The sequence below is a fragment of the Sphaerisporangium viridialbum genome (assembly GCF_049674955.1).
Lineage (GTDB): Bacteria > Actinomycetota > Actinomycetes > Streptosporangiales > Streptosporangiaceae > Sphaerisporangium > Sphaerisporangium viridialbum.
In genome coordinates this window covers 2,991,517-3,009,346 of the sequence record NZ_CP187232.1, presented here as the reverse complement: position 1 = coordinate 3,009,346, position 17,830 = coordinate 2,991,517, and the positions used below count along the sequence as shown (strand labels likewise).

Annotated in this window: 20 protein-coding genes; 6 read left to right on the top strand and 14 right to left on the bottom strand. The window is 71.4% G+C overall.

What is annotated here, in order from left to right; genetic code table 11:
- Positions 1-28: 28 nt before the first annotated feature.
- Positions 29-679, bottom strand: coding sequence for a TetR/AcrR family transcriptional regulator C-terminal domain-containing protein (locus tag ACOZ38_RS13335; RefSeq protein WP_424530761.1), 651 nt, complete (start codon positions 677-679; stop codon positions 29-31).
- A 93-nt stretch (positions 680-772) separates the two neighbouring features.
- On the opposite strand from ACOZ38_RS13335, the gene ACOZ38_RS13330 reads away from it, so the two are divergent.
- On the top strand, positions 773-1,888 hold the full coding sequence (locus ACOZ38_RS13330) for a ferritin-like domain-containing protein (protein WP_424530759.1): 1,116 nt from the start codon (positions 773-775) through the stop codon (positions 1,886-1,888).
- A 58-nt stretch (positions 1,889-1,946) separates the two neighbouring features.
- On the opposite strand, the gene ACOZ38_RS13325 is transcribed toward ACOZ38_RS13330, so the two are convergent.
- The 4 genes from ACOZ38_RS13325 to ACOZ38_RS13310 are packed head-to-tail and all read right to left on the bottom strand — an operon-like array spanning position 1,947 to position 4,287.
- Positions 1,947-2,294: a DUF202 domain-containing protein gene (locus ACOZ38_RS13325; protein ID WP_405146774.1), complete on the bottom strand. Its 348-nt coding sequence runs from the start codon at positions 2,292-2,294 to the stop codon at positions 1,947-1,949.
- Positions 2,291-2,632, bottom strand: a complete 342-nt coding sequence (locus ACOZ38_RS13320) for a YidH family protein (protein WP_424530757.1) — start codon at positions 2,630-2,632, stop codon at positions 2,291-2,293. Before ACOZ38_RS13320 ends, ACOZ38_RS13325 begins: the two co-directional genes overlap by 4 nt.
- Before the next feature lie 56 nt (positions 2,633-2,688).
- Positions 2,689-3,057, bottom strand: coding sequence for a hypothetical protein (locus tag ACOZ38_RS13315; protein ID WP_424530755.1), 369 nt, complete (start codon positions 3,055-3,057; stop codon positions 2,689-2,691).
- Positions 3,058-3,081: 24 nt separating this feature from the next.
- Positions 3,082-4,287 carry a Gfo/Idh/MocA family protein gene (locus ACOZ38_RS13310; protein WP_424530753.1) on the bottom strand — a complete coding sequence of 402 codons (1,206 nt, stop codon included), beginning with the start codon at positions 4,285-4,287 and terminating at the stop codon, positions 3,082-3,084.
- Between the two features lie 122 nt (positions 4,288-4,409).
- Between ACOZ38_RS13310 and ACOZ38_RS13305 the strand changes: the two genes are divergently transcribed.
- Positions 4,410-4,667: a UBP-type zinc finger domain-containing protein gene (locus ACOZ38_RS13305; protein WP_424530751.1), complete on the top strand. Its 258-nt coding sequence runs from the start codon at positions 4,410-4,412 to the stop codon at positions 4,665-4,667.
- A 33-nt stretch (positions 4,668-4,700) separates the two neighbouring features.
- Here the strand turns inward: ACOZ38_RS13305 and ACOZ38_RS13300 are convergent, their stop codons facing one another.
- Together ACOZ38_RS13300 and ACOZ38_RS13295 are read right to left on the bottom strand one after the other, a co-directional pair.
- Positions 4,701-6,299: a Na+/H+ antiporter gene (locus ACOZ38_RS13300; protein WP_424530749.1), complete on the bottom strand. Its 1,599-nt coding sequence runs from the start codon at positions 6,297-6,299 to the stop codon at positions 4,701-4,703.
- 23 nt (positions 6,300-6,322) lie between these two features.
- The gene (locus tag ACOZ38_RS13295) at positions 6,323-8,113 is read right to left on the bottom strand and encodes a hypothetical protein (protein ID WP_424530748.1); all 1,791 of its coding nucleotides are present in this window, start codon (positions 8,111-8,113) and stop codon (positions 6,323-6,325) included.
- Between the two features lie 426 nt (positions 8,114-8,539).
- On the opposite strand from ACOZ38_RS13295, the gene ACOZ38_RS13290 reads away from it, so the two are divergent.
- Positions 8,540-10,609 (top strand): ATP-dependent DNA helicase, encoded by a 2,070-nt coding sequence (locus ACOZ38_RS13290; RefSeq protein ID WP_424536999.1) that lies wholly within the window; start codon positions 8,540-8,542, stop codon positions 10,607-10,609.
- On the opposite strand, the gene ACOZ38_RS13285 is transcribed toward ACOZ38_RS13290, so the two are convergent.
- Positions 10,510-10,917, bottom strand: coding sequence for a BTAD domain-containing putative transcriptional regulator (locus ACOZ38_RS13285; protein ID WP_424536998.1), 408 nt, complete (start codon positions 10,915-10,917; stop codon positions 10,510-10,512). The genes ACOZ38_RS13290 and ACOZ38_RS13285 overlap by 100 nt on opposite strands.
- Here ACOZ38_RS13285 and trpB point away from each other — a divergent pair.
- From trpB to ACOZ38_RS13270, 3 genes are read left to right on the top strand one after another with little or no spacing between them, the layout of a single operon-like run.
- Positions 10,888-12,105 (top strand): tryptophan synthase subunit beta, encoded by a 1,218-nt coding sequence (trpB, locus tag ACOZ38_RS13280; protein ID WP_424530747.1) that lies wholly within the window; start codon positions 10,888-10,890, stop codon positions 12,103-12,105. The genes ACOZ38_RS13285 and trpB overlap by 30 nt on opposite strands.
- Positions 12,102-12,887 (top strand): tryptophan synthase subunit alpha, encoded by a 786-nt coding sequence (trpA, locus tag ACOZ38_RS13275; protein ID WP_424530746.1) that lies wholly within the window; start codon positions 12,102-12,104, stop codon positions 12,885-12,887. Before trpB ends, trpA begins: the two co-directional genes overlap by 4 nt.
- On the top strand, positions 12,884-13,630 hold the full coding sequence (locus tag ACOZ38_RS13270) for a GntR family transcriptional regulator (RefSeq protein WP_424530745.1): 747 nt from the start codon (positions 12,884-12,886) through the stop codon (positions 13,628-13,630). Before trpA ends, ACOZ38_RS13270 begins: the two co-directional genes overlap by 4 nt.
- A 4-nt stretch (positions 13,631-13,634) precedes the next feature.
- On the opposite strand, the gene ACOZ38_RS13265 is transcribed toward ACOZ38_RS13270, so the two are convergent.
- The 6 genes from ACOZ38_RS13265 to aroC are packed head-to-tail and all read right to left on the bottom strand — an operon-like array spanning position 13,635 to position 17,730.
- Positions 13,635-14,408 (bottom strand): SGNH/GDSL hydrolase family protein, encoded by a 774-nt coding sequence (locus tag ACOZ38_RS13265; RefSeq protein ID WP_424530744.1) that lies wholly within the window; start codon positions 14,406-14,408, stop codon positions 13,635-13,637.
- Positions 14,405-14,839: a type II 3-dehydroquinate dehydratase gene (aroQ, locus tag ACOZ38_RS13260; RefSeq protein WP_424530743.1), complete on the bottom strand. Its 435-nt coding sequence runs from the start codon at positions 14,837-14,839 to the stop codon at positions 14,405-14,407. The genes ACOZ38_RS13265 and aroQ overlap by 4 nt, the downstream gene beginning before the upstream one ends.
- Positions 14,836-14,979 carry a hypothetical protein gene (locus ACOZ38_RS13255; RefSeq protein WP_424530741.1) on the bottom strand — a complete coding sequence of 48 codons (144 nt, stop codon included), beginning with the start codon at positions 14,977-14,979 and terminating at the stop codon, positions 14,836-14,838. The genes aroQ and ACOZ38_RS13255 overlap by 4 nt, the downstream gene beginning before the upstream one ends.
- On the bottom strand, positions 14,976-16,052 hold the full coding sequence (gene aroB, locus ACOZ38_RS13250) for a 3-dehydroquinate synthase (RefSeq protein ID WP_405146740.1): 1,077 nt from the start codon (positions 16,050-16,052) through the stop codon (positions 14,976-14,978). The genes ACOZ38_RS13255 and aroB overlap by 4 nt, the downstream gene beginning before the upstream one ends.
- Complete coding sequence (locus ACOZ38_RS13245) at positions 16,049-16,555, bottom strand: shikimate kinase (protein WP_424530740.1); 507 nt, start codon at positions 16,553-16,555, stop codon at positions 16,049-16,051. Before ACOZ38_RS13245 ends, aroB begins: the two co-directional genes overlap by 4 nt.
- The gene (gene aroC, locus ACOZ38_RS13240; RefSeq protein WP_424530739.1) at positions 16,552-17,730 is read right to left on the bottom strand and encodes a chorismate synthase; all 1,179 of its coding nucleotides are present in this window, start codon (positions 17,728-17,730) and stop codon (positions 16,552-16,554) included. Before aroC ends, ACOZ38_RS13245 begins: the two co-directional genes overlap by 4 nt.
- Positions 17,731-17,830: the final 100 nt, after the last annotated feature.

Genomic DNA, 17,830 nt, shown 5'->3' with positions numbered 1-17,830 from the left:
AGGGCGCACTCCGGCGCCCGGGGGGACATCACCCCCGGGCGCTTCTCTCCCTGGAGTCCTCCAGCTGCACGGCCACCGCCCGGATCAGCATGTCGAGCCCGTACTCGAAGGTCTTCTCGTGGTCGCACACGCCGAGCAGCGGCGCCAGCGTGCCCACCTCGGGGAACAGCGCGGTGTCCACCTCGGACATCTGGACGTCCCCGCGGTGCACGGGGGCGAAGGTGGGCGTCACGCCGACCTCGCGCAGCAGCGACCCGATGATGTAGGCGATGAAGGTGCGCAGGATCTCGACGGCGTCCTCGCCGTCGAAGCCGGCCTCGCGCAGCGTGGCCAGGGCGCGCTCGACCGGAAACAGCCCCGCGGGCGACTTGAGCTGGCGGCTCACCACGACCATCGTCGAGCGCGGGTAGTGGTGGGCGATCTGCCGGAACGCCCGCGCCTGGATGCGCACCCGCTCGGTCCACTCCGCCGAGGGGTCGTCGGTGAAGGTGATCTCGGACAGCACGCTCTCGGCCACCGCGTCGAGCAGCGCCGCCTTGTTGGGCACGTGGTTGTACAGCGACATGACCCCGACGCCGAGCTCGGCCGCGATCCGCCGCATGGAGATCGCGTCGGCGCCCTCTCGCTCGATCAGGTCGACGGCGGCTGCGACGATGCGGGACCGTGTGAGGGCTGGCATGAGGTCATTCTCTCCCTGCGCATTGACGTACGTACAGCGTACGTGCCACTCTCCAGTTGTACGTACGGTGTACGTTCTCCACTGGAGGCCGCTGTGTCGACGCACGAGCTCTACACGATCCCCGCCGAGCTCTCCACCTGGGACGTGGAGATGGCCGGCTCCTCCCGGTTCACCTGGGAGTACGACGAAGGCCGCGACCGCATGCTCGCCCTGTACCAGAAGGGCAAGGACAAGCAGTGGGACTCGGTCAAGCGCATCGACTGGGGCCTCGAGGTCGACCCCTACGACGTCCTGGGCATTCCCGACCAGTCCATCGCCATCTATGACACCCCTCTGTGGCACAAGATGGACGAGAAGGCCCGCAAGGAGGTCAGGCGGCACGGCGCCGCCTGGCAGTTCTCGCAGTTCCTCCATGGCGAGCAGGGCGCGATGATCTGCTCCGCCCGCATCGTGGAGTCGGTGCCCGACCTGGACTCCAAGTTCTACGCCGCCACGCAGACGATGGACGAGGCCCGCCACGCCGAGACCTACGCCCGGTTCCTCCAGGAGAAGGTGGGCATCGCCTACCCGATCAACCAGCACCTCAAGGCCCTGCTCGACGACACGCTGAGCGACTCGCGCTGGGACATGCCCTACCTCGGCATGCAGGTGCTGATCGAGGGCCTCGCCCTCGCGGCGTTCGGGGTGATGCGCGACATCACCACCAAGCCCCTGCCGAAGCAGATCCTCGCGTACGTCATGCAGGACGAGGCCCGGCACGTCGCCTTCGGCCGGATGGCGCTGCGCGACTACTACAAGCAGCTGTCGGAGGCCGAGCTGCGCGAGCGCGAGGACTTCGTGATCGAGGGCTGCTACCTCATGCGCGACCGGCTGCGCGGCGTCGAGCAGTGGGAGACCCAGGGCTTCTCACCGGACGAGGTCAAGCTGGCCATGAAGGCGGTCGACGAGTCGGAGTACCTCAAGCTCTTCCGCTCCCTGCTGTTCAGCCGCATCGTGCCGTGCGTGAAGGACATCGGGCTGTGGAGCGAGCGCCTGCGGAAGGCGTACGCCGACATGGGTGTGCTCGACATGGCCGGCCAGAACCTCGACGCGCTCATGCGGCAGGACGAGGACATCGCCGAGAAGCTCGACGCCGAACGGTTCGCCGCCGAGCAGGAGGAGCGGGCGGAGGAGATCGCCGAGACGATCACTCTCGGTGGCGACGGCTGAGCCCGCCGGTCGCGGGGGTGGTCGTCCGCACGACCACCAAGGTCAAGGCCCGCGCGGCTCAGCGCAGGGTGAGCACGAACACGAGCGCGCCCGAGGCGGCGGCCACCACGCCCACCCACGCCAGCATGGCGTCCGCCTCGGCGTCCAGCGGGCGGCTCCCCGCAATCGCCCGCTGGACGCGCCGGTGCCGCACGCCGCTCCTGGCCAGCAGGATCGCGCCGCACAACGCGGCGAGCGCGAACGAGGCCACGGCCACGCCGTCCCCGGAGTGCCGCCCGGCGATCCCGGCCGCGATCAGCCCGCCGGCCCCCAGCGCCGTGGCGGTGCGCGTCCAGGCCAGCGCGGTGCGCTCCATGTGCAGGCCGTCCCGCCCCGCCCTCTCGGCCGGGCGCGCGGGCCTGGTCATCGGGCCACGACGATGAGGATGAGCGCGAGCACGGCCACCACCGCGACGCCGTACCCGAACAACGGGGCCAAGGCGAGCGGCGGGAGGGGCGCCTGGCGCCGCAGCGCCCGCTGCACATGACGCCAGCGGGGGTAGGCCATGGCGGCGGCCAGCGCGGACAGCAGCACCAGGACGACCGCGAGCGCCGTGCTCACCCAGGGGATGAAGACCTCCCCCGGCACGGCCGCCATGGCCACGCCGCCCGCGCTCAGGGCCAGCGACGTGCTCAGCCAGGTCAGAAACGTGCGCTCGTTGGCCAGCGTGAACCGGGGGTCCGGTTCGTGCCCCTCGATGTCCATGAGGAAAGGTTAATTTACGAGTACTCCCCCTAGAGTTGACGGGTTATTCGGGCCTGTCAGGTGCATTCCTGGGCAATCGTCTTGACGGCCTGGGCGGTGTCGTTGGCGACCTTCTGCGTGGCGTCCACGGCCTCGTTGGCGTTGTTGACGTTCAGCTTCTTGAAGTTGTCGGCGAGCTTTTGCAGGGCCTCGTTCAGAGTGGTGTTCCCGGCGGTGTTGGCCACGTCCTCCAGCTTGGCGGCTCCGTCTTCGAGCGCCTTCTCCATGGCCTTCGGGTCGTTGGCCAGGCTCGCGACCTTCGCGCCTGTCTCGCCGATGACCTTGTTGGCCTCGATGCAGGCCTGGGCTTTGTCGACCGTGCTGCATCCGGTGGTGAGCAGGGTGAGACCGATCGCGGACGCTGCGGCCAGGGGGATGAATCGCATGGTGAAGACCCTAGCCAACTTCACTCACCGCTGGCCGCCGGAGAAATACTCCTCCAGATCCGGCGAGAGCGGCGGCACGTCGAGCGGCACCGAGCCGTTGCGGAGCGACTCGGTGGCGAGCAGCCCTGCGGCGACGCTGTCCCTGGCCGCCACCGGGGAGGTGTCGGTGGCACCGCCCTCGCGGGCGAACCGGACGAACTCGCTGACCAGCTCCTGGTCGGCGCCGCCGTGGCCGCCCTCCCCCGCGAAGACGGGCACGGTCAGGTCGCCCTCGGGGTCGTAGCCCCGCCTCCCGGCGTTCCACACGCGCACCACGCTCCCGGTCTCGGTGTCGCCGAAGTTCTCAAGACGCCCCTCGGTGCCGATCACGGTGTAGTTGCGCCAGTAGTCGGGGGTGAAGTGGCACTGCTGGTAGGCGGCGTAGACGCCGTTCTCCAGGCGCATGTGCATCATCGACAGGTCCTCGACGTCGACCACGGGGTTGAGGCCCTTCTGGGCCAGCGGGGGCCAGTTGCGCGCCGGGTCGTACCAGTCGCCGGGCAGCCCCTCGGCGCGGTCGGTGATCCCGCCGTACACGGTCAGCCCGCCCATGCCGGTGACGCGGGTGGTCCTGGAGCCGGCCAGCCAGTGGATCACGTCGATGTCGTGGGCGCCCTTCTGCAGCAGCAGCCCGCCGGTGTTGCGCCGGTCGGCGTGCCAGTCCTTGAAGTAGTAGTCGCCCCCGTCCCCGACGAAGTGGCGGCACCAGATCGCCTTGACCTCGCCGATGGCCCCCTCGGCGATCAGCCGCCGCATCGTGCGCACGACCGGCATGTGCCGCATGTTGTGGCCGACGTAGAGCCGGGTGCGCTGCTCGCGGGCGGTACGCAGGATCAGGTCGCAGTCCTCCAGGGTGATCGCGAGCGGCTTCTCGACGAAGGTGGGCTTGCGCGCCTTCAGCGCCCGTACGGCCAGGCCGGCGTGCGTGTGGTCGGGGGTGAGGATGATCACTGCGTCGACGTCGTCCTCCAGCAGGCCGTCGAAGCCGGCGGTCGTGCGCGGCCCGGGGCCGAGGTCCCGGCGGGCGGCGGCGAGCGCCTCCTCGCGGGGGTCGCAGACGGCGACGACGCGGCTGCCCCGCCCGGGCCGGTGCGCCTCCAGCGCCACCGACCGCCGCAACCCGAACCCCGCCACCCCGATCCGCAGATCCGGCCCCCCACCGCTCATCTCCTGGCCCATGGTTCCCCTCATTGCCTATTTATGCCGATTTATCGGCATAAATAGGCACTTTAGAACACCGCCAGCGGGATGGGGGGCGAGCGCTGCACTACGATTCACGATCGAGGAGGGGATCACTGTTGGACTGTGAAGACATGACCATCGACGCGGAGGCGCCCCCGCGCACGCCCGACGGGTGCGAGGAGTGCCTCGCCGAGGGCAGGCGCTACGTCCACCTGCGCAAGTGCGTGCGATGCGGGCACGTCGGATGCTGCGACTCCTCGCCGGGACGCCACGCGACCGAGCACTTCGAGCAGACCGGCCACCCGGTGATGCGCTCGTTCCAGAACGGCGAGAGCTGGCTCTGGTGCTACGTGCACGAGATCGTCGGCTACCCGAAGGCCGCCCGGTAGGCCGGCCTGCCGGCACCCGGAGGACCGTGACCGCTAGTCGCGCGCCAGGGTCGCCTCCTCGTAGTCGAGCTCCCTGGTGACCCGGCGCAGCACCTCGTCGTCGATGCGGCGCTCATCGCGCATCCGCACCAGCACCGAGCGCTCCGCCTCCAGCATCGAGCGGCGGAGCCTGCGGTACAGCGCGCTCGGCGTCTCCTCGCCCTCGGGGCCGATGCCTCCCCCGAGGCGCTCCCAGGCGCCCATGGCACGGCGCTCGGCGTTGTTGCGCAGCCGGTCGATCACCTCGGCGTGCGTCTCGATGACGCCCTCCTTGGTGAGCTCGTCGAGCCGGGCGAGCGCCGCGCCGGCCGCCGCCTGCTGGGCCGCCGCCTCCGAGAGGTTGTCCTTGTAGACCTCCTGGTCGCTGGTGACGCCCAGCTTCCTGATCAGCCAGGGGAACGACATCCCCTGCACCAGCAGGGTGCCGATCACGACGACGAAGGTCAGGAAGAGCAGCAGGTCGCGGTTCGGGAAGCCGACCGGGAGGGCGAAGGCCGCGGCCAGCGACACCACGCCCCGCATGCCCGCCCAGCCGATCACCGCGACGTGGGAGGCCGGCGGCCGCGGCTCGCGCTCCCGGATCCGGCGGAACAGCAGCCGGGGCAGGTGGACGCCGGGGATCACCCACAGGATGCGGGCCACCACGACCGCCGCGAAGATCGCCGCGGAGTACCCCGCGACGCGCCAGGGATCCTGCTCCTTGAGCCCTTCCAGGATGAGCGGGAGCTGGAGCCCGATCAGCGTGAAGACGATGATCTCCAGGAAGAAGTCCAGGACCTTCCACACCGAGTACGAGACCACCCGCGTGCCGTAGTCGGCGCGGTTCATCCGGTGCCCCAGGAAGACGCCGACCACCACCACGGACAGCACTCCCGAGACCTCGGCCGCCTCGGCCGCGAGATAGGACACGAACGGGATGAGCAGCGAGATCGTGTTGGTGATCAGCGGGTCCTTCAGGCGGTTGAACAGAAACCCGAAGGCGTACGCGAGCACGAGGCCGATGAGCAGCCCGCCCCCGGCGGCGTACGTGAACTGCCCGAAGGCCCCCAGAAGGCTGACCCCTTCGCCGGTGACGGCGGCCACCGCGACGCGGTAGGCCGTGAGGGCGGTGGCGTCGTTGAACAGGCTCTCGCCCACCAGGATCGTGATGATCTTCCGCGGCAGCCCCAGCCTGCGGGCGACCGCGACGGCCGCCACCGCGTCGGGCGGGGCCACGATCGCGCCGAGGGCGAAGGCGGCGGCCAGCGGGAGGCCGGGGATCAGGAGGTGCATCAGCAGGCCGATCACCGCCGCGCTGAACAGCACGAGCCCGACCGACAGCAGCCCCACCGGCCTGCGGAAGTCACGCAGGCGCAGGTACGAGCTGTCCAGCGCCGCCGAGTACAGCAGCGGCGGCAGGAAGACGAGCAGCACCACCTCGGGATCGAGCTCGTACTTGGGCATGCCGGGAATGTGGGACCCGATCAGCCCGACGACCAGCCCGGCGAGGACCAGCAGGAGGGGGGCCGGCCAGCCCCGCCGGCGCGCGAAGGCCGCGATGGCCACCGCACCGGCGGGGAGCAGCACGAACTGGAGCGCTGTGGGAATATCCATCGATCAGCAGGATATGCCGCGGCTCACCACTCGCGGCCATTCTCCTGCGGGTATGGGCGGCCCGCCTCGTCGGTGTGGGGCCTGCCGTCGGGACGGACGCGCTCGCCGGTCGTGTACATCGGGTCGTGCACGTACGGGCGTGACAGCTGCGGATCGGTGAAGTCACCGGGCGACTGCGCCAGGGACCCGAGGCCGAGCGGGTCGGACGGGTCCACGGCCGACTGCGCCGGGACCTGCGGAGACCAGTCGTATCCCTGAGCCTCGCCGGCCGCGCTGTAGGCCTGGCCAGGCTGCCCGGGGGCGGCCTGCTGGCCGAAGGGCAGGGAGTCGTTCACGATCATGTTCTCCCTCGGTACGGCGTCGCCGTACCGGGACGCGCCGCCGTACTCGGGAGGCGGGGGGAACTCCGGCGAGGAACCGTAACTCGGCGGGGCCGAGTAGTCGAGAGGGGGCGTGGCGTAGTCGGCGGACGCGAAGGGGTCGGTCGCCGGACGGCCGTACTCGGGCTTGGACCCGAACTCACCGCTCGGCCCGAACTCGCCAGTGGGCGCGAACTCCTCCCGGGGCCCGTAGTCGTCCCGGGCGGCGTACTCGCCCCTGGGCGCGTACTCGTCCGGGGCCGTGAACTCGCCGGTGGCGCCGAACTCGCCCCCGGTGCCGAACTCGGACGTCGAGCCGTAGCCGGGCTCCGCCGTCGTGCCGTAGTCGGTGTGCGGCCCGAAACGGCCTCCGGCGCCGAACTCGGCCTGGGAACCGTAGTCGGCTCGCGCACCGTAGTCGGACCGCGTGCCCTGCTCGCCCTGGGGCGCGAAGTCGGCAGGCGCCGCGTAGTCGCCGGTGAACGTGTAGCCGTTCGGGGGCGTGTAGTCGGGGTTGACGCCGTAGTCGGCCGAGGCGGCCTGCGGCACCTGCTGCGGGCCGGTCTCCGGCAGCGGGGCCGGGGCCTGGTGGCTGAAGGGCGGCGGGGCCTGCGGGGGGAACTGCTGCGGGACCAGCCCGAGCGCCGCGTCGGCCTGCGCCGCGTAGTCGGCGTTCGACGGGTAGTCGCTGGGCGCGGGGTAGCCGGGCTGCGCCGGGTAGTCACCCTGCGCGGCGTACCCGGGATGGTCACCCTGAGACGACACCGGGTAGTCGCCCTGCGGAACGGCCTGCGCGGGATAGTCGGGGTAGTCGCCCTGAGGAACGGCCTGCGCGGGGTAGTCGGGGTAGTCGCCCTGAGGAACGGCCTGCGGGGGGTATTCGCCATGGCCCTGCGGAACGGTTTCCTGCGGGAGGCGGTCACCCGGCGGGGCGTACTCGGCGGGACGGGTGCGCGGGGCGACCAGCTTGTCGACGGCGGGCGCGGCACCGCGCGCTACCAGCACGTCCTTGGGCCCGAGCGCCGGCACCGTCTCCTCGGGGTAGCCCCCGGCTGCGCCGCGCGCGTAGGCGGCCTGCTCGTCGGCGTAGGAGTGGGCCTGGGTGTAGTCGTCGTCGTGGTCTTCGGGAACGCCGGCCGGGCGGGCGTACTGCCCCGTTCCCGGGTACTCGTGGTACTCCTCGTACTCGGCCTGCTCCTGGTGCTCGGCCTCGTCGTCGTAGTCCGCTTCACCCTCGGGGTACTCCCCGCCCGCCTCCCCGTAACCCTCGTCGAGCGTGTCGAGGAGGCGGCCGACGTCGTCCATCGGCATGCGGAAACTGGCGGTGCACATCTCGCCCCGCCACAGGCTGAGGACCAGGGTGCCCTCGTGCCAGGTGACCCGGAGAACACGCTCCTGGCCACGGGCGTCGAAGAACACCTCACCGAACGATGGCAGTGGGACAACTTCCGACATGGTAGACATCGTGCTTTAACCAGCCTTTATTCGTCCACTCGACCTCAGAAAACCCTACCGAACCGTTCGCGTCGCTGTCATGGCAGACCCCGCAGGCCACCCCTCGCACACCCGCCCCACAATGGGTCAGGCGTACGGTAGATCTTCTTTGACCCCCCGGGACCCAGCCCCGTCAGTCTGCCACGCGGAGCGTGATGCGGCTTCCGGAATGCCGAGATGAACCCGGAACGCACCGCGAGTCGCCACCGGTTTCGGGGCGCGGCGACCCCTCGAGGGCCGGTAGCGTTGCGTGTCGTGCTCGACGACTCCCTCAGCTCCGCCGACGACGTCCTCGACGACACCGACGTCGTCCCGCACGACGACGACACCCTCGAAGACGACGAGGAGACGTTCGAAGAGGAAGAAGACCTTCCGCCGGTCGAGCAGCTGCTGAGCGCCGCCGTCACCGGTGTCGGAGGAGCCGAGAGGCCCGGCCAGGTGAAGATGGCGCAGGCCGTGCGGCACGCCATCGAGCACGACGAGCACGTCGCCGTCCAGGCGGGCACCGGCACCGGCAAGTCGCTGGCGTATCTCGTGCCCGCGATCCGCCACGCGATCGAGTCGGACAACGCCGTCGTCGTCTCCACCGCCACCATCGCCCTCCAGCGCCAGCTCGTCGACCGCGACCTGCCCCGGCTCTCCGAGGCGCTCGCCGACTATCTTCCCCATGAGCCACAGTTCGCCATCCTGAAGGGAAGGCGAAACTATCTGTGCCGCTACAAGGTGACGGCCGCCTGGCCCGATGAGGACGACGACCAGCTTTTCGACCCGCGCGAGGTCAGCGCCACCGGGCGCATGGTCCAGCGCATCCAGGAGTGGGCGGAGGAGACCGAGACCGGCGACAGGGACGAGCTGGTGCCGGGGGTCAACGAGCAGGCCTGGCGGCAGTTCTCCGTCACCGCCAAGGAGTGCCTTGGCGCGCAGCGGTGCCCGAGCGGCGCCGAGTGCTTCGCCGAGCAGGCCAGGGAGCGCGCGGGCAACGTCGACGTGGTGGTCACCAACCACGCGCTGCTCGCCATCGACGCCATGGAGGAGTTCGCCGTCCTGCCCGAGCACGACGTCGTCGTGGTGGACGAGGCCCACGAGCTCGTCGACCGGGTGACCAGCGTGGTCACCGACGAGCTGTCCGAGGTCGCCGTCGCGACGACCGTACGCCGCGTCGGGCGGCTCATCGAGCAGGGCGTGGCCGACCGCCTGCAGGAGGCCGGCGAGGATCTCAAGGCCCTGCTCGCCGCCGCACCGCCCGGCCGGCTCGACCAGCTCCCGCAGGTCCTCGGGGACACGCTCTCCGTTCTCCGCGACGCCGCGTTCGCCTGCATAACCGCCATGGGCTCGCGCGGCGGCGACATGTGGGGCGGGGGCAAGAACGACGACCCCGAGAAGGCCGGGCAGCGCAAGGCGGCGTTCACCGCGCTCGACGAGCTGCACGACACCTCCGTCCGCATCCTTGAGGCCTTCGGGGGCGACTCCGAGGTCGACAGGGCCGAGGTCGTGTGGCTGGAGGGGGCGACCGACCGCCGTCCCGCCATGCTGAAGGTCGCGCCGCTGAGCGTCGGCGGCATGCTGCGCGACAAGCTGTTCGCCGACCGCACCGTGATCCTCACCAGCGCCACGCTCGCCCTCGGCGGCACGTTCGAGGGCATGGCCCGCCAGTGGGGCCTCGGCCCCGCCCGCCCCGACGACGGCGGCCTCCAGGCCCGGCCGGAGCAGGACGCCTCCGGGGCGTCCGCCGAGAAGCCCGGCGACGGCGAGGCGGGTCCCGAGCCCAAGACCGGCCAGAAGCGCAAGGACTGGGTCGGCCTCGACGTCGGTTCACCCTTCGACCACGCGCGCAGCGGCATCCTCTACGTCGCCAAGCACCTTCCCCAGCCGGGGCGCGACGGCCTTCCCAAGGAGTACCTCGACGAGATCACCGAGCTGATCGAGGCGGCGGGCGGCCGCACGCTCGGGCTGTTCTCGTCCATGCGCGCCGCGAAGGCCGCCACCGAGGCGCTGCGCGAGCGGTTGGAGGTGCCGCTGCTGTGCCAGGGCGACGACTCCACGTCGCTGCTGGTCAAGCAGTTCGCCGAGGACCCCGCCACCTGCCTGTTCGGCACGCTGTCGCTGTGGCAGGGCGTCGACGTGCCGGGGCCCTCGCTCAGCCTGGTGATCATCGACCGCATCCCGTTCCCCCGGCCCGACGACCCGCTGGCGTCCGCCCGGCAGCGGCACGTCGCCGCGAAGGGCGGCAACGGGTTCATGGCCGTCGCGGCCACCCACGCCGCGCTGCTGCTCGCCCAGGGAGCCGGAAGGCTGCTGCGGGGTCAGAGCGACAAGGGCGTGGTGGCCGTCCTGGATCCCCGGCTCGCGACGGCCCGCTACGGGAGCTTCCTGCGCGACTCGCTGCCGCCGTTCTGGACGACGAGCGACCCCCAGAAGGTCCGCGCCGCGCTACGCCGCCTCACCGCCACCGCCTGACCGGACGCACGGCACTCCCGGCGACCGCCCATCCGGAGTTTCGCCTCGGAGCAGTCGAGCCGCGCATCGGTCAGCCGCTCCTCCAGCTCGCTCACGCGGGCGAGCATCGAGCTGCTCAGCTGGATGCCCTCGACGGGACGCCCGCGCCACAACAGCAAGGTGCGCTCGAAAGTTCGTCGGATTCTCCGCGATTGCTGCTGGGACCCCCGGGATCCGGGGCTTACCGGCCGGCGGCCGTGAGCTACTGTTCTAGAACAGTCGAGAGAGAGAAGACGATCATGGGCGAGATGTCCTGGTCCGGTCGGCAGGGCGTCACGGTGCCCGCCGCCGCCCGCGCGATGAGCGACCCCGGCGCCACCGGCCGGTTCGGAACCTACGGCGGGCGGTACGTGCCGGAGTCGCTGATCCCGGCCTGCCACGAGATCGAGGCGGCGTTCCGTGAGGCCTGGAGCGACCCCGAGTTCCGCAGCAGGCTCTCCACCCTGCTCACGGTCTACGCCGGCCGCCCCACTCCGTTGACCCCCGCCTGGCGGCTCTCCCATGAGCTCGGCATCACCCTGTTCCTCAAACGCGAGGATCTCGCGCACACCGGCTCACACAAGATCAACAATGTGATCGGCCAGGCGCTGCTCGCTCGCCGGATGGGCAAGGAACGGCTGCTGGCCGAGACCGGCGCGGGCCAGCATGGCGTCGCCACGGCCACCGCCGCGGCGCTCCTGGGCCTCAAGGCGACCGTGTTCATGGGCGAGCGCGACATCGAACGGCAGGAGCTCAACGTTCTGCGGATGAACGTGCTGGGCGCGGAGGTCGTGCCGGTCACGACCGGGAGCCGCACCCTCAAGGACGCCTGCAACGAGGCGTTGCGGCACTGGGTGTCGTCGGTGGACAACTCCTACTACTGCATCGGGTCGGTGATGGGCCCGCATCCCTATCCGTGGATGGTGCGCGAGTTCCAGCGGGTGATCGGTGAGGAGGCCCGCGCCCAGTGCGCCGCCGAACTCCCCGTCGGTGTGCCCGACTACGTGGTCGCCTGCGTCGGCGGCGGCTCCAACGCCGCGGGCACGTTCGCCGGCTTCGTCGACACCACTGCCCGGCTCATCGGGGTCGAGGCCGAGGGCGGCGCGGCGGCGACCTTCGGCAGGGTCGGGGTGCTGCACGGCTTCCGCTCGCTGGTCCTCCAGGACGAGGACGGCCAGGTGACGGAGGCCCATTCGGTCGCGGCCGGCCTCGACTATCCGGGGATCGGCCCCGAGCACGCCCATCTACGCGACGGGGGGCGCGCCCGCTACGAGACCGTGAACGACGAAGAGGTCGTACAGGCGCTGCTGTGCCTGGCCCGCACCGAGGGGATCCTGGCCGCGCTGGAGTCCTCGCACGCCGTGGCCTGGGTGATCCGGGCCGCCAAGTCCGGCGAGATCGCGCCGGGGTCGACCGTGATGCTGACTCTCTCCGGCAGGGGAGACAAGGACATCGCCTCCATCAAGGAGCTGCTGTGACCGAATCCCTGGAAGAATTCCTGATCGCACGCCGTGGCACGGGGCGTCCCCTGCTGGTGCCCTATGTCACCGCCGGGGTCACCCCCGGGTGGACGGACGTCGTCCACGCCTACGCCGACGCCGGAGCCGACGCCGTCGAGCTGGGCTTCCCCTTCTCCGATCCCATGCTGGACGGCGTCACGATCCAGGAGGCCTCCGACCGGGCGATCGCGGCCGGGACCACGGTCAGGGGGATCCTCGAGGAGGTCGCGACGCTCGACGTCGACGTGCCGCTCATCGCGATGACCTACAGCAATCTGGTGGTGCAGCAGAGCGCCGCGGAGTTCTGTGCGGCGCTCACCGCGAGCGGGCTGCGCGGGCTGATCGTGCCCGACTCGCCCCTGGAGGAGGTCGGGGAGCTGGCGGACGCCGCGGCGGCCGAGGGCCTGGATCTCGTGCTGCTCGCCGCTCCGTCCTCCTCCCGGGCCAGACTGCGCGAGATCACCGAGCGCAGCCGGGGCTTCGTCTACGCCCTGACCCGCATGGGCACCACCGGCGAGCGCGGCGAGATTCCCGAGCAGGCCGCCCGGCTCGGCCGCGAGCTCAAGGAACTCACCGACCGGCCGGTCCTGTTCGGTTTCGGGGTCTCCAACCCGGCGCAGGCCGCCGCGCTGGCGCGTCATGCCGACGGCGTCGTGGCGGCTTCGGCGCTGATGCGCAAGCTCCTCGACGGCGCCCGGCCACGCGAGCTGGGAGAATATGTGGCGAGCATTCGACGCGCACTCGACCAGGGAGCCAGATGAGCAGTACGCCCCGCTACCGCGCCATCGCCGACGACCTGACCCACAAGATCAAGTCGGGCCACTACCGCGCGGGCGAGGCGTTGCCCGCGCAGCGTGAGCTCAGCGCCTTCTACGGCGTGACGATGATGACGCTGCGGCAGGCGTTGCAGGTCCTCAGCGGCGAGGGACTGATCGTCCAGCGGGCCGGCCGCGGCACTTATGTGACGCCGGCCAGTGCGGAGTACCCCCTCGACACGCTGCGCAGTCTCGGCGACGACCTACGCAGGCAGGGTTACCCCCTGCGGACCGAGGTGCTGTCGGCCGCGATCCGGCAGGCCCCGCGCTCGCTCACCCGGCTGCTGGACGACGCGCCGGCCGACCGCCGGGCCCTCCGGCTGGCACGCGTACGGCATCTGCTGGGCCGGCCCGCCGTCCACCAGATCTCCTGGATCGTCGAGCCGCACGCCTCGGCGATCAAGGGGACCGATTTCACCGAGACCCCGCTGTACACCGCGCTCGCCGACGCCGGCGCGCGAGTGCACCGGGCGACTGAACGGGTCAGGCCGGCCCTGCTCACCGCCCTGGTCGCGGCGCGGCTGCAGCACCCGGCGGGCAGCCCGGTCTTCGTCAGCGAACGGGCGACCTATGACGACCAGGGCGCCCTGGTCGTCATGGACCACGCCACGATCCTCGGCGAGTGGATGGAGATCAGGGCCGAGCGCAAGGCCACGGACCTGTCGCTGCACTGGGTCTCCCAGCGCTGACCGTTCACGGTTCGAGGCCGTGGAAGGGCTCCAGGCGGGGGCGTTTGGGGTCGACGGCGTCGCCGGAGGAGGTGCCCCGCAGGCGGCGGCCCACCCACGGGATCAGGTGCTCGCGCAGCCACAGGCGGTCCTCGCGGAGCTTCGCCCTGCGGTCGACCTGCTCCCTGGGCGGCCAGGCATGGCGCCAGTCGTCCTCGGACGGCACGCCGAGGACCTCGCAGACCTTCGCGGCGACCAGGCGGTGCCCCTCGGCGTTCATGTGGAGCCTGTCGTCGCTCCACGCCCGCCAGTCGCGGATCGGCTGCATCGACCACTGGTCGACCACGTGGCAGCCGTACAGGTCGGCGATGGAGCGGATGTGCAGGTAGAACACCGCGAACCTGCCCCGCACCTGCCGCATGAGCGGGGTGTCGCGCGGGTCCACCCCGGTGAACAGCACGACGTCGGCGCCGGTGGCGCGCAGGTCGCGCACGGCCCTGGACAGCGTCTTGGCCATGCGGTCGGGGTCGCTGCCCGGCCGCAGCAGGTCGTTGCCGCCGGCGCAGAAGCTGACCAGGTCTGGCTTCAGCTCGATCGCCACCGGCACCTGGTGCCGCACGATCTGGTCGATCAGCTTGCCGCGCACCGCGAGGTTGGCGTACCGGAAGCCGGGCTCCAGCGCGGCGAGGCGCTCGGCCACCCGGTCGGCCCAGCCCCGGAAGTGCCCGTTCGCACCGGGGTCGTTGAGCCCCTCGGTGAAGCTGTCGCCGATCGCGACGTAGGAGGTGTAGGCCCTCATCGCCCGTCCTCCGCGATCGCCCGCAGCGCCAGCTCGTACGACCGCAGGCCGAACCCCGCGATGGTGCCGCTGGCGACCGAGGCGACCACCGAGGTGTGGCGGAACTCCTCGCGCGACGCGGGGTTGGAGATGTGCACCTCGATCAGCGGAGCCGTGCGCTGGGCGATCGCGTCGCGCAGCGCGTAGGAGTAATGGGTGAAGGCGGCCGGGTTGAGGACCACCGGGATGGCCCCGTCGGCGGCCTCGTGGATCCACGACACCAGCTCGGCCTCGTCGTCGGTCTGCCGGACGTCCACGGTGAGGCCGAGCTCCCTGCCGGTCCGGCGGCACAGGGCGGTCAGGTCGTCGAAGCTCGCCGCGCCGTAGACGTCGGGTTCCCGGATGCCGAGCCGCCCGAGGTTCGGGCCGTTGAACACGAACACCGTTCTCATCGCGCCCCGCCCTCCGCGCCGCAGACGAACCTCATCCTCATCGCGCCCTTGCCGTGCCGCTCACGCCGGACACGGAGGCCGCCCTCGGCAGCCGCCGTCGGCGCGATCTCCGCCGTGCCCTCCGCACGCCCGACCGTCATCGTCCGACCTCACGGTAGGCGGCCTCGAGCAGCTCCTCCGGGGGGTCCTCCAGGCGCGCGACCTTGCCGATGTCGTCGAGGATGACGAACCGCTGCTTGGCACCGCGGTTCTTCTTGTCGACCCGCATGTGGTCGCGCAGCTCGGGCCAGGCCTCGTGGCGGTAGGCCGTCGGGAGGCCGACCGAGCTCAGGATCGACCGGGTGCGCTCCACGAGGCCCGGGCCGGCGTGGCCGGACAGCCGGGACAGCTCCGCGGCGTAGACCATGCCGATGGCGACGGCCTCGCCGTGCCGCATGTGGTAGCTCTCGACGCGCTCGATCGCGTGGGCCAACGTGTGGCCGTAGTTGAGGATCTCGCGCATGCCCGACTCGCGGAGGTCGGCCCCCACGACGTCGGCCTTGACCCGGATCTTGCGCTCGATCAGCGCCCGTGTGTGCCGGCCCTCGGGCACCCGGGCGCCCTCGGGGTCGTCCTCGATGAGGAGCAGGATGGTCGGGTCGGCGATGAAGCCGCCCTTGATGACCTCGGCGAGCCCGGCGACGTAGTCGTCGCGCGGCACCGAGACCAGGGTGGCGAGGTCGCACAGGACCCCGACCGGCGGGTGGAACGAACCGACGAGGTTCTTGCCCTCGGGGGTGTTGATGCCGGTCTTGCCGCCCACCGCCGCGTCGACCATGCCGAGCAGCGTGGTGGGCATCTGGACGACCTTGACCCCGCGCAGCCAGGTGGCCGCCACGAAACCTGCCAGATCGGTGGTCGCTCCCCCGCCGACGCCGACCACGGCGTCCGACCGGGTCACTCCGTACCGGCCCAGGGCCGACCAGAGCTCGGCGGCCACCTCGATCGACTTGGCGCGCTCGCCGTCGGGCACGGGAAGTGCCACGACGGACAGACCGGCGGCCTCCAGCACCCCGCAGACCGGGCGCGAGATCTCGGGAAGGCTCGCCGGGTGGATCACCGCCACCGTGCGCACGCCGTCGCCCAGCAGGCCCGGCAGCTCCGCGAGCACACCGGCCCCGACGACCACGTCGTACGGGCGCTCGCCCCTGACCGTGATGCGGGTGCTCGTCACGCCGGAAGCTCCTTCAGGATCTCGTCGGCGATCTCCTCGGGCGCCCGGCCGTCCGTCGCCACGACGATCGAGGCGAGCCGCTCGTAGACCGGGCGGCGCTCCTCCATGAGCCTCTTGAGCTGGCTGCGCGGGTTGAGCACGAGCAGCGGGCGCGCCTGCGCGAGACCGACCCGCTGCACGGCGTCGGACAGGCCGACCTGGAGGTAGACCACCGAATGCCCGGCGAGGAGCTCCTGGGTGGCCTCGTTGAGGATGGCGCCACCGCCGAGCGCGAGCACGCCGTCGTGCTCGGCGAGCGCCTCGCGCACCGCCGCGGCCTCCAGCTCGCGGAACCGCTCCTCGCCGTCGTCGACGAAGATCTCGGCGACCGGCTTGCCCGCCACGGCCTCCACGTCCGTGTCGGTGTCGCGGAAGGCCGCGCCGAGACGATGGGCCAGCAGGCGGCCGACGGTGGACTTGCCCGACCCGGGCGGGCCCACCAGCACAGCTCTGGGAGACGTCACTTGATCACCATCGACGAAAGGTAGCCGGAAAGGTTGCGGGCGACCTCCTCAACGGAGTCGCCGCCGAACTTCTCGACGGCCGCGTCGGCGAGCACCAGCGCGACCATCGCCTCAGCGACGATACCGGCGGCGGGAACCGCGCACACATCCGACCTCTGGTTGATCGCTTTGGCGGGCTCGCCGGTGAGCACGTCGATCGTGGAGAGCGCGCGCGGCACGGTGGAGATCGGCTTCATCGCGGCGCGCACCCGCAGCGGCTCGCCGTTGGTCATGCCGCCCTCGACGCCTCCAGCGCGGTTGGTGACGCGGCGGACGCCCTCGGCGGTGTTCTCGATCTCGTCGTGGGCGTGGGAGCCCCGCCTGCGCGCGGTGTCGAACCCGTCTCCGACCCCGACGCCCTTGATCGCCTGGATGCCCATGAGCGCCCCGGCGAGCCGCGAGTCGAGGCGCCGGTCCCAGTGGACGTAGCTTCCGAGGCCCGGCGGCAGCCCGTACGCGACGACCTCGACCACCCCGCCGAGCGTGTCGCCCTCGCGCTTGGCCGTGTCGATCTCCTCGATCATCGCCGCGCCGGCCTCGGGATCGAGGCAGCGCGCCGGGTGCTCGTCGACGGCGGCGAGCTGGTCCGGCCCGGGGATGAGGCCGTCCGGGGCCTCGGCGGTGCCGATGGCGATCACGTGGCTGACGATGTCGACGCCGAGCGCCTGCTTGAGGAAGTTGCGCGCGACCTGGCCGAGGGCGACCCTGGCGGCGGTCTCGCGGGCACTGGCCCGGTCGAGGATCGGGCGGGCGTCGTCGAAGCCGTACTTCTGCATGCCGGACAGGTCGGCGTGGCCGGGACGCGGGCGCGACAGGGGGGCGTTGCGCGCCTGGGCGGCGAGGAGCTCGGGGTCGACCGGGTCGGCCGCCATCACGGTCTCCCACTTGGGCCACTCGGTGTTGCCCACGCGGATCGCGACAGGGCTGCCCAGCGTGCGGCCGTGGCGCACGCCGCCGACGATCGTCACCTCGTCCTGCTCGAACTTCATCCGCGCGCCGCGGCCATAACCCAGGCGACGCCTCGCCAGGGCCTGCTCCACGTCGGCGGTCGTCACCTCGACCCCGGCGGGCATCCCTTCGAGGATCGCGACGAGCTCGGGGCCGTGGGACTCACCTGCGGTCAACCAGCGCAACATGATGACAAGTCTTCCATGCACGGCCCAGTGCCATCGCCGCCCCCTGAACCGATCAGCGCGGTCACTGCGGCAAGGACTCCGACCCGATCAGCGCGGTCGT

Bases quoted from the DNA above. Each gene is read 5' to 3' on its own strand.
- trpB (WP_424530747.1), top strand. From the start codon at position 10,888: ATGGGCGAGATGTCCTGGTCCGGTCGGCAGGGCGTCACGGTGCCCGCC.
- ACOZ38_RS13300 (WP_424530749.1), bottom strand. From the start codon at position 6,299: ATGGATATTCCCACAGCGCTCCAGTTCGTGCTGCTCCCCGCCGGTGCG.
- ACOZ38_RS13295 (WP_424530748.1), bottom strand. From the start codon at position 8,113: ATGTCGGAAGTTGTCCCACTGCCATCGTTCGGTGAGGTGTTCTTCGAC.
- ACOZ38_RS13265 (WP_424530744.1), bottom strand. From the start codon at position 14,408: ATGAGGGCCTACACCTCCTACGTCGCGATCGGCGACAGCTTCACCGAG.
- ACOZ38_RS13320 (WP_424530757.1), bottom strand. From the start codon at position 2,632: ATGGACATCGAGGGGCACGAACCGGACCCCCGGTTCACGCTGGCCAAC.
- ACOZ38_RS13325 (WP_405146774.1), bottom strand. From the start codon at position 2,294: ATGACCAGGCCCGCGCGCCCGGCCGAGAGGGCGGGGCGGGACGGCCTG.
- aroC (WP_424530739.1), bottom strand. From the start codon at position 17,730: ATGTTGCGCTGGTTGACCGCAGGTGAGTCCCACGGCCCCGAGCTCGTC.
- ACOZ38_RS13270 (WP_424530745.1), top strand. From the start codon at position 12,884: ATGAGCAGTACGCCCCGCTACCGCGCCATCGCCGACGACCTGACCCAC.
- ACOZ38_RS13310 (WP_424530753.1), bottom strand. From the start codon at position 4,287: ATGAGGGGAACCATGGGCCAGGAGATGAGCGGTGGGGGGCCGGATCTG.
- ACOZ38_RS13305 (WP_424530751.1), top strand. From the start codon at position 4,410: ATGACCATCGACGCGGAGGCGCCCCCGCGCACGCCCGACGGGTGCGAG.
- ACOZ38_RS13335 (WP_424530761.1), bottom strand. From the start codon at position 679: ATGCCAGCCCTCACACGGTCCCGCATCGTCGCAGCCGCCGTCGACCTG.
- ACOZ38_RS13255 (WP_424530741.1), bottom strand. From the start codon at position 14,979: ATGACGGTCGGGCGTGCGGAGGGCACGGCGGAGATCGCGCCGACGGCG.
- aroQ (WP_424530743.1), bottom strand. From the start codon at position 14,839: ATGAGAACGGTGTTCGTGTTCAACGGCCCGAACCTCGGGCGGCTCGGC.
- ACOZ38_RS13315 (WP_424530755.1), bottom strand. From the start codon at position 3,057: ATGCGATTCATCCCCCTGGCCGCAGCGTCCGCGATCGGTCTCACCCTG.